Annotated in this window: 9 protein-coding genes and 1 rRNA gene; all 10 read right to left on the bottom strand. The window is 70.9% G+C overall.

Annotated elements, in window-relative coordinates; all coding sequences use genetic code 11:
* Positions 1-39 precede the first annotated feature (39 nt).
* Positions 40-984 (bottom strand): site-specific tyrosine recombinase XerD, encoded by a 945-nt coding sequence (gene xerD, locus EER34_RS13510; protein ID WP_127475580.1) that lies wholly within the window; start codon positions 982-984, stop codon positions 40-42.
* Between the two features lie 23 nt (positions 985-1,007).
* Positions 1,008-1,607 (bottom strand): NUDIX domain-containing protein, encoded by a 600-nt coding sequence (locus EER34_RS13515; protein WP_127475582.1) that lies wholly within the window; start codon positions 1,605-1,607, stop codon positions 1,008-1,010.
* Complete coding sequence (locus tag EER34_RS13520; RefSeq protein ID WP_127475688.1) at positions 1,600-3,297, bottom strand: CTP synthase; 1,698 nt, start codon at positions 3,295-3,297, stop codon at positions 1,600-1,602. The genes EER34_RS13515 and EER34_RS13520 overlap by 8 nt, the downstream gene beginning before the upstream one ends.
* Before the next feature lie 73 nt (positions 3,298-3,370).
* Complete coding sequence (recN, locus tag EER34_RS13525; protein WP_127475584.1) at positions 3,371-5,062, bottom strand: DNA repair protein RecN; 1,692 nt, start codon at positions 5,060-5,062, stop codon at positions 3,371-3,373.
* Positions 5,059-6,003: an NAD kinase gene (locus tag EER34_RS13530; RefSeq protein ID WP_127475586.1), complete on the bottom strand. Its 945-nt coding sequence runs from the start codon at positions 6,001-6,003 to the stop codon at positions 5,059-5,061. Before EER34_RS13530 ends, recN begins: the two co-directional genes overlap by 4 nt.
* A complete protein-coding gene (locus EER34_RS13535) occupies positions 6,000-6,800 on the bottom strand; it encodes a TlyA family RNA methyltransferase (protein ID WP_127475587.1) in 801 nt (266 codons plus the stop codon). The genes EER34_RS13530 and EER34_RS13535 overlap by 4 nt, the downstream gene beginning before the upstream one ends.
* Entirely contained in the window at positions 6,797-6,964 is a 168-nt protein-coding gene (locus EER34_RS17545; protein WP_164743559.1) for a phage tail protein, read from the bottom strand. The genes EER34_RS13535 and EER34_RS17545 overlap by 4 nt, the downstream gene beginning before the upstream one ends.
* Before the next feature lie 38 nt (positions 6,965-7,002).
* Positions 7,003-8,040 carry an HAD-IIA family hydrolase gene (locus EER34_RS13540; protein WP_127475589.1) on the bottom strand — a complete coding sequence of 346 codons (1,038 nt, stop codon included), beginning with the start codon at positions 8,038-8,040 and terminating at the stop codon, positions 7,003-7,005.
* Positions 8,040-9,776 carry a primosomal protein gene (locus EER34_RS13545; protein WP_127475590.1) on the bottom strand — a complete coding sequence of 579 codons (1,737 nt, stop codon included), beginning with the start codon at positions 9,774-9,776 and terminating at the stop codon, positions 8,040-8,042. The genes EER34_RS13540 and EER34_RS13545 overlap by 1 nt, the downstream gene beginning before the upstream one ends.
* An 86-nt stretch (positions 9,777-9,862) precedes the next feature.
* Positions 9,863-9,978 (bottom strand): 5S ribosomal RNA (gene rrf, locus EER34_RS13550).

Raw genomic sequence — 9,978 nt, forward strand, 5'->3', positions numbered from 1 at the left:
CCGATTCTAGTCACGGCGGGACCTCTCACCCGCGAGCGTTCAGCGGGCGCGCGGGTGAGAGGTCGCGTAGACGTCCCTCAGCGCGTCGACCGACACATAGGTGTAGATCTGCGTCGTCGACACGGAGGCGTGGCCGAGCAGCTCCTGCACGACCCGGACATCGGCCCCGCCCTGCAGCAGATGCGTGGCGAACGAGTGTCGGAGCGTATGCGGCGAGACATGCGCGGTCAGATGTGCGCGCTCGGCGGCGGAGTGGATGACGAGCCATGCGCTCTGACGTGACAGCGGGGCGCCACGAGCGCCGAGGAACAGCTTCGGGGTCGCCTTCCCGCGGCGTGACAGCTCAGGACGCGAACGCGTGACGTAGGCGTCGACGGCTGCGCGCGCGTACGACCCGACGGGCACGATGCGCTCCTTCGCGCCCTTGCCGCGCACCCGCAGCACGTCGCCGTGCGCGACGTCGTCGACGTCGAGCTGGACGATCTCCGACACGCGGGCCCCCGTCGCGTAGAGCAGCTCCAGCAGCGCGCGATCGCGCAGGCCCAGAAGGTCGCCGGGTGCGGCGCCGGGCGCGACCGCCGCCTCGGTCGACGGCGCCGGGCCCGCGGCATCCAGCAGGGCCTCCACCTGGTCGATCGTGAGCGCCTTCGGCAGCCGGCGCGGCTGCTTCGGCGGACGCAGCCGCACCGAGGGATCGGCGTCCTCCACCCCCTCGCGCGCCAGGAACCGGTGCAGCCCCCGCACGGACGACTGCAGCCGTGCGAGGGAGGACGGCGCGACCGGCGGCTGCGCGGACGCCCGCTCGGCGGCGAACTCCGCGACGATCGCCGCGGTGACCTCCGACGAGTCGTCGATGCCCTGCGCCGCGAGCCAGGCGACATACCCGGCGAGGTCGCGCCGGTAGGCCGCGACAGTGTTGTCGGAGAGGCCGCGCTCGATCGAGATGTGGCGCAGGTACGCGTCCACCGCCCTCTCAAGCCGCATCTGAGACCTCCGCGCGCCCCATGTCAGTCCTGGGCGGCCTCCGCGCGCCGCAGCCGCTCCGCGGCGGCCAGCACGCCGACGGCGAGGATGCCGTTGCGCAGCCGGCCCGCGAGCACGCCGTCGACGGCTTCGGTGAGCGGCACCCACTCCACGCGGATGTCGGCCTCCTCGTCCTCGCGGGCATGGGGCTCGCCGACGGGCGTGAGATGGCGGGCGAGGAAGAGGTGCACGACCTCGTCGTTGCCGCCGGGCGTGGTGAAGATGCTGACGAGCGGCTCCCACGACGCCGCGTGCAGGTCGGCCTCCTCGACGAGTTCGCGTCGGGCGGTCTCCAGCGGTGACTCGCCGTCGACGTCGAGCAGGCCAGCCGGCACCTCCCAGTCGCAGTGGCGGATCGGATGCCGGTACTGCTGGATCAGCAGGACGCGGTCATCGGCGTCGACGGCGACGATCGCCGCGGCGCCCGGGTGATCGACGTACTGGCGCACGATCTCGCCGCCGTTGTAGGCGACGGTGTCACTGCGGACATCCCACACCCGACCCTCGTAGACGAGGTCGCTCGCGACGACGTCGAACTCGGCCGCCTCGTCGGCGAGCCGGGCGTCCGGGCGGGCCTCAGCCATTCTCGACGTCGAACAGCTCGCTCGCGCTGTGACGCTCGACGGCGGCGGCGACGAGCCCGCGGAACAGCGGGTTCGCGTCGGTCGGCCGCGAGCGCAGCTCCGGGTGCGCCTGCGTGGCGATGTAGTACGGGTGCACCTCTCGGGGAAGCTCGACGTACTCCACGAGGTTGCGGTCGGGGGACAGCCCCGAGAACACGAGACCGGCCGCGGCGATCTGGTCGCGATAGCGGTTGTTCACCTCGTACCGGTGGCGATGACGCTCGGACGCCTGCGTCGAGCCGTACACCTCGGCGGCGATCGACCCCTCCGCGAGGTCGGCCGGGTACAGGCCGAGGCGCATGGTGCCGCCCATGTCGCCGCTCTCGAGGATGTCGACCTGCTCCTCCATCGTGGCGATGACCGGCGCAGTCGTGTCGGGGTCGAACTCGCTCGACGAGGCATCCTCGATGCCGGCGACGTGACGGGCGTACTCGATGACGATGCACTGGAGGCCGAGGCAGATTCCGAGGGTCGGGATGCCCTGCTCGCGCGCGAACTTCAGCGCGCCGATCTTGCCTTCGATGCCGCGGATGCCGAATCCGCCCGGGATCACGATCCCGTCGAGCGGGGCCAGCGCCCGTTCGGCTCCCTCCGGCGTCTCGCACTCGTCGGACGGGATCCAGCGGATCTTCACCTGCGTCTCCTGCGCGAAGCCGCCGGCCTTGAGCGCCTCGGTGACCGACAGGTAGGCATCCGGCAGGTCGATGTACTTGCCGACGAGTCCGATCGTGACCTCGTGCTTCGGGTTGTGCACGGCCTGCAGCACGCGCTCCCAGCGCGACCAGTCCACGGCGGCGGCCTTGCTCAGACCGAGCGCGCGCACGATGTAGTCGTCGAGGCCCTGCTCGTTGAGCATCGTCGGGATCTCGTAGATGCTCGGCACGTCGACCGCGTTCACGACAGCGCCCTCGTCGACGTCGCACATGAGCGCGATCTTGCGCTTGTTGGACTCGGTCACCGGCCGGTCGCTGCGGAGCACCAGCGCGTCGGGCTGGATTCCGATGGAGCGGAGGGCCGCCACCGAATGCTGCGTCGGCTTCGTCTTCTGCTCACCCGACGCGCCCATGAAGGGCACCAGCGACACATGCACGAAGAACACGTTCTGCCGGCCGAGCTCGTGGCGGATCTGTCGCGCGGCTTCGATGAACGGCTGCGACTCGATGTCGCCGACCGTGCCGCCGATCTCGGTGATGATGACGTCCGGCTTCGGGCTCTCGTCCGCCTGCAGGCGCATGCGGCGCTTGATCTCGTCGGTGATGTGCGGGATGACCTGCACGGTGTCGCCGAGGTACTCGCCGCGACGCTCGCGCGCGATCACCTGCGAGTAGATCTGGCCCGTGGTGACGTTCGCGGCCTGGCTCAGCTCGATGTCGAGGAAGCGCTCATAGTGGCCGATGTCGAGGTCTGTCTCGGCCCCGTCGTCGGTCACGAAGACCTCGCCGTGCTGGAACGGGTTCATCGTCCCGGGATCGACGTTGAGGTAGGGGTCGAGCTTCTGCATGACGACGCGCAGGCCGCGGGCGGTGAGCAGGTTTCCCAGGCTGGCGGCCGTGAGGCCCTTGCCCAACGAGGAAACGACACCCCCGGTCACGAAGATGTGCCTGGTGGTGTCGTTCGAAGTGTCGCCGCGGAAAGAATCAGAAGTCTGCATCACGGGCTTTTATCCTATCCCACGTCGGTGACGGCAAGCTGAGCAAACGCACACGTGTCGTCCTCGTTTCCGATCAGACGGCCTCGGCGCGAAGGCCGAGAAGCTCACGGGCATGGGTGAGCGCGGCGTCCGAGTCGGGCATTCCCGAGAGCAGACGCGCCATCTCGGCTTCGCGATCGGCTCCCTCGAGCCTGCGGACGTCGGATGCCGTCACCGAGCCGTCGCCGGCCTTCACCACCGTCAGATGATTGGTGGCGAACGCCGCCACCTGGGCGAGATGGGTGACCGCGATGACCTGCGACGACTGGGCGAGCCGGGCGAGCCGCCGACCGACCTCGATCGCCGCCGCGCCGCCGATGCCGGCATCCACCTCGTCGAACACGAACGTCGGAACAGGGTCGACACCGGCGATGACGACCTCGATCGCGAGCATCACCCGACTGAGCTCACCGCCGGACGCCCCGCGCGAGACCGCACGCGGATCCGCGCCCTTGTGCGGGGCGAGCAGGATCGCCACGTCGTCGCGGCCGGCGGCCGTCTCAGCACCGGGCGACACCGCGACCGACAGTCGCGCATCGGGCATCGCCAGGGCGTGCAGCTCGTGCGTGACGGCCGATCCCAGTCGCGCGGCGGCGGCGGTGCGGGCGGCGGTGAGCGTCGCGGCGGCCTCGTCGAGAGCGGATGCCGCGGCATCCCTCTCCTCCGCCAGCCGCTCGACGCGCTCGCCGTCGTCGTCGAGCTCGGCCAGTCGGGCGGAACCGGTGTCGAGCAGGTCGATCGCGTCGTCGAGGCTCCCGTGCGCGCGGATGAGCGTCGACAGCACCGCGCGCCGCTCCTCGACGGCGGCGAGCTCGTGCGGACCCGTCTCGTCGAGGTCGGCGAGGTATCCGGCCAGCGCCGCGGCGAGATCGGACGCGCGATACCCGAGGTCGGCCACCTGACCCGCGAGTTCTTCGAGGACGGGGTCGTGTGCCCGCTCGAGCGCCCGTCGTGCCTCCGCGAGGAGGGAGGAGGCATCCGGAGCGTCACCCTCACCTGAGAGCGCATCGTGAGCCGTCGCCGCGGCGATGCGGAGCTCCTCGGCGTTGGCGAGTCGCTCGGCGCGGACGGAGAGCTCGGCGTCCTCCCCCGGCAGCGGTGCGGCCTGCTTGATGTCGGCCAGCTGCGCGCGCAGTTCATCGGCCTCTCGGGCTCGCTCGTCGCGGGCGGTGGTGAGCTCCGTGAGCTCGCGGTCGGCGGCTCGCCACCGCTCGTACGCATCGCGGTAGATCGCCTTCGCCGCCTGGACCGGATCGCCGCCGAAGCGGTCGAGCGCGTCGCGCTGCGCGGCGGTGGTGCGCAGCCGCAGCTGATCGGACTGACCGTGCACCACGACGAGGTCGTCGGCGAGATCGGCGAGCACGCCCGCGGGGGCGGAACGCCCGCCCACCGAGGCGCGTCCGCGACCCTCACTCGAGATCGAGCGTCCGACGAAGAGCTCGGCCGTGCCGTCGCCGAGCGGCTCGACGTCGCCTCCGGCCTCGCGGACGCGCGCGGCCACGGCCCCCGACTCGGGCACGATCCACACGCCGTCGACCGTGGCCTGCGATGCTCCCGCGCGCACGGCGCCCGAGTCGGCGCGCTGGCCGAGAAGGAGCCCGAGCCCGGTCACCACCATCGTCTTGCCCGCCCCGGTCTCGCCCGTGATGGCCGTGAATCCGGGACCGATCGGCAGCGTCGCCTCCGCGATGACGCCCAGGTCGCGCAGACGCATCTCCTCGATCACGGCGTCGTCCCGGTGATCGCGGCGGGCCCCCGCCAGCCGTCGACCGGCAGTCGGAACTTTCGCACCAGACGGTCGGTGAACGATGCCGGGTGCAGGCGCGCCAGGCGGACGGGACGATCGGATCGCCGCACCACGACGCGCGCGCCCGGCGGCAGATCGTGCGAACGACGGCCGTCGCACCACAGGATGCCGACGCCGTTGGTGCGCTCGAGCACCTCGATGGCGACCGCGTGCTCGGGACCGACGACCAGCGGCTTGGCGAAGAGCGCGTGCGCCGACAGCGGCACCACCGAGATCGCGTCGACCGTCGGCCAGATGACCGGTCCGCCGGCCGAGAAGTTGTAGGCCGTCGATCCGGTCGGCGTCGAGACCACGACCCCGTCACACCCGAAGCTCGACAGCGGACGCCCGTCGACCTCGATCACCACCTCGAGCATGCGCTCACGGCTCGCCTTCTCGACGGTGGCCTCGTTGAGCGCCCACGTCTCGTAGATGACCGAGTCGGAGGAGTCCTTCACGCGCACCTGGAGGGCGAGGCGCTCCTCGACCTCGTAGTCGTGATCGATCGCACGGCGCACGGCGTCGTCCATGTCGTCGCGCTCGATCTCTGCGAGGAAGCCGACGTGCCCCATGTTGATGCCGAGCACCGGCGCGGTGCCGTCGCGCACGAGTTCGGCCGCGCGGAGGATGGTGCCGTCGCCGCCCAGCACGATCGCCAGTTCGATGTCGCGCACGGCCACGTCGTCGCCGAGCACCTTGACATCGCCGAGCGACGGCCTCACGGCCGACAGCTCGTCGCGGTCCTCGGCGGCGAGCACGGGCTGGGCCCCGCCCGCGCGCAGCGCGGCCACGACACGCTCGGCGGCGAACACGGTGTCGTCGCGGTGGGCGTGGGCGACGACGAGGATGCTGCGCTCGGCGCGTGCGTCGGTGCTGGTCATCGGCTCCCCGCCAGTCGGTTCACGGTGCTCAACCATTCTGTCGGATTGCTCCCGCGGCCCGGCGCGAGGTGCGCGATGTACTCGGAATTCCCGTGCGTGCCCAGGATCGGGGAGGAGACGACGCCGCAGGTGCCGAGTCCGGCGTCCCACGCCGCCCACAGCACGCCGGCGACCGCGTCCGCCCGGAGATCGGGGTTGGTCACGAGACCGCCCTTGACGGCGGTGCGGCCGACCTCGAACTGGGGCTTGACGAGCAGGACGAGGTCGGCGTCGTCGGCCGCCACAGCCAGCGCCGCGGGCAGGACGTGCGAGAGCGAGATGAAGGAGAGGTCTCCGGTGATCACCGACGGCCGCCCGGCGATCCCGCTCTGTTCGGCGAGCGACTCCGGGGTCATGTGCCGGACATTGAATCCCTCGATCGAGATCACGCCGGGGTCGTCTGCGACGGATGCCGCGAGCTGGCCGTGACCGACATCCACCGCGATGACGGGCTCGGCGCCGCGTTCGCGGAGGACCTGCGTGAAGCCCCCGGTCGACGCGCCCATATCGAGCGCGAGGCGACCCGAGACATCGACGCCGAACGCGTCGAGGCCGGCGATGAGCTTGTGTGCGGCGCGGCTGACGTAGTGATCGGTCCCCGCGACCTCGATCACGGCGGAGTCGGCGACGGCGGTCGAAGCCTTGACGACCGTCGTGCCGTCGACGGACACGAGCCCCTCGGAGATCAGGGTCGCCGCGTGGGTGCGGGAGCGCGCGAGTCCCCGAGCGGCCAGCGCTGCGTCGAGGCGAGCGGTCATGAGGCCGCTGCGCCGGGCGCGGCCTCGAGGCGGCGTGCGAGCGTGTCGTGCAGCGCGTCGTAGGCGTCGGCGCGGGTCGCGAGCGGCTGAGCCTCGATCACCTCGAGGGTCGAGAGCAGATCGCCGGGGTCGTTCTCGTGCTCGTGCTCGTCGGGCGGGACCATGCCCCCAGGATACGGGGATCCTCCCCCGCGGGCCGTGATCAGGGCCGGTGGAACGGATCCGCGTACAGGCGCTCCGGCACACGGAATCCGAAGATCGCGCGCCCGCTCCCCCAGATCGCGGCCGCACCGGCGCGCACGAGGTCGATGGGGCGGTCCCCCTCCGATACGATCCGCACGTCGGGGCCGTCGATAGCGACCGAGGCTCCGCGCACGGTGGCCGTGCCGTCCTTGAGGCGCACCTCCGGGTACGGTTCGTGGAGTTCGCGGAGGTCGCCGAGGATGTAGGTCGGCTGCGAGCCGGCCGGCGCGGCGAGCACGTGCTTGGGTCGATCGATGCCGGTGAGCACGAGAGCCGACGCGATGCCGGCGCGGTTGGCGCCGAGGATGTCGGTGTCGAGGCGATCCCCGAGGAAGAGCGGATGCTTCGCCCCGAACCTGGCGACGGCCTCTTCGAAGATCGGCACCTCGGGCTTGCCTGCGACGGTCGCGAGCCGGCCGATCGCGGTGTGGACCGCCGACACGAGCGTGCCGTTCCCCGGTGCGACCCCGCGCGCCTGCGGGATCGTCCAGTCGGTGTTGGTCGCGATCCAGGGGATCCCGCCCTCCTCCTCCGGCACCTTGAGGGCGAACGCGGCCTCGGCGAGCTGCGTCCAGCCGACCTCTGGCGCGAAGCCCTGCACGACGGCGGCCGGAGAATCCTCCGCACTGCGCGTCATCACGAAGCCCGCCTTCTCGACCTCGTCGACGAGCCCGTCGCCACCGACCACGAGCACGGTCGACCCGGGCGCGATGCGCTGGGCGAGGAGGCGCATGGCGGCCTGGGGACTCGTGACGACCTCGTCGGCCGCGGTCACGAGACCGAGCCCCGTCAGGTGCGCCGCGACCGAGGCATCCGTCCGCGAGGCGTTGTTCGTGATGTACGCCAGCGTGCGTCCCTCGCGAGCACGGTTGAGGCTTTCGACCGCGTGGGGCAGTGCGCCGGCGCCCGCGTAGACCACGCCGTCGAGATCCGCGAGGACCACGTCGACTCCGTCGAGCGGGCCGGCAGGCTCAGACCGGCGGCCGAACAGCGGCATCAGCGGTCGGAGCCTTCCGCCTCGTCGGTCTCGTCCGCCGCGTCGTCGATGCCGGCCTCGGCGAGGATCTCGGCCACCTCGTCCTCGACGGTGAGAGCCGGGGCGGAATCGGATGCCTCGTCGGCGGGCATCGCCTCGTTCGCCTCGTCCGGAGTGTCGCCCGCGACGTCGTCATCGTCGTCATCTGACTCTTCGCCGGCGGACGGCGTCTCAGCGGACTCGTCGTCCGCAACGTCGTCGTGGGCGAAGTCCTCGTCGAACTCGTCGCCGCCCTCTTCGATGACCTCGTCGACGAAGACGGTCTCGAGGTCGCCGATGCCGGACGCCGCGTCGATGGCGTCGGCCGCCACCAGCGCACGTTCGTGCCAGCGTGCCGCCTCGTCATCGCGACCGAGTTCCTCCAGGACCGTCGCGCGGGCAGCGAACAGCGCGGGACTCCATTCGAAGGCGCGGTCGGGATCGAGCTCCGGGATGTCGAGCTCGGACAGAGCGCGTTCCGGCTCGCCGAGGTCGAGACGGGCGCCCGACATGGCGATGGCGAGCTCGACGCGCACGTCGGTGGGCAGGGAGGAGCGTTCGACGCTGCGGCCCACCTCGAGGGCGCGATCCGGACGACCCACGCCTCGTTCGCTGTCGACCATGAGGGCGATCTGGTCGTCCTTGCCCGAAATGCGACGGTAGGTGCGCAGCTCACGGAGAGCGAGCGCGTAATCGCCCGTCGCGTAGGCGGTGATCGCGAGCGTCTCGCGGACGATCGCGATGCGGCCGGCACGGCGTGAAGCCGAGAGAGCGTGCTGGTGAGCGAGCTCAGGATCTTCATCGATGAGCTGCGAGGCCATCGCGAGGTGACGCGCCACCTGCTCGGCGTTCTCCTTGCTGAGGGTCTTGAGCTCGTTTCGAGCGCCCTGATTCAGGTCGTGCGGAGTGATGGCGTCGGGAATCACCGGGTCGTCGTGATGCGCGCGGACCGGACGGTTCTCCTCCGGACGGAGTGCACGATCCGGACGATCCGCCCCCCCGCGGGCGGGACGGTCATTGCGCCCGCTGCTGTAGGAGGGACGGTCGCCGTCGCGCTTCGGGTACGACGGACGGTCGCCGTCGCGCTTCGCGTACGGCTTCCTGTCTCCGTCGCGCTTCGCGTAGGGCTTGTGGTCGCCATCGCGCTTCGCGTACGGCTTCTTGTCACCGTCGCGGCTCGCGTAGGGACGGTCTCCGTCGCGCTTCGCGTACGGCTTCTTGTCACCGTCGCGGCTCGCGTAGGGACGGTCGCCGTCGCGCTTCGCGTAGGGCTTGTGGTCGCCGTCGCGCTTCGCGTAGGGCTTGTGGTCGCCGTCGCGGCTCGCGTAGGGACGGTCTCCGTCGCGCTTCGCGTAGGGACGGTCTCCGTCGCGCTTCGCGTAGGGCTTGTGGTCGCCGTCACGCTTCACATAAGGCTTCTTGTCACCGTCGCGGCTCGCGTAGGGACGGTCGCCATCGCGCTTCGCGTACGGCTTGTGGTCGCCGTCACGCTTCACATAAGGCTTTTTGTCGCTGTCGCGGCTCGCGTAGGGACGGTCGCCATCGCGCTTCGCGTACGGCTTGTGATCGCCATCGCGCTTCACATAAGGCTTCTTGCCACCGTCACGCTTCGGGTACGACTTGCTCGCGCCGGAGTCGCGGGCTCGAGGAGGACGGTCTCCAGCGCGTCCTCGCGGCTCGCGATCGGCTGCGCTGTCGCGCGGCTCCTGGTCGGCCATTGCTCTCGATCCTTCCCGGTGGCTGGACTCAGCCTAGTTAACGCGAAATGGCCACCCTGCATTGGGTGGCCATTCCGGTAATGGAAGTCCGGCGGTGTCCTACTCTCCCACAGGGTCCCCCCTGCAGTACCATCGGCGCTGAGAGGCTTAGCTTCCGGGTTCGGAATGTGACCGGGCGTTTCCCTCTCGCTATGGCCGCCGA

Source organism: Microbacterium sulfonylureivorans (assembly GCF_003999995.1).
GTDB lineage: Bacteria > Actinomycetota > Actinomycetes > Actinomycetales > Microbacteriaceae > Microbacterium > Microbacterium sulfonylureivorans.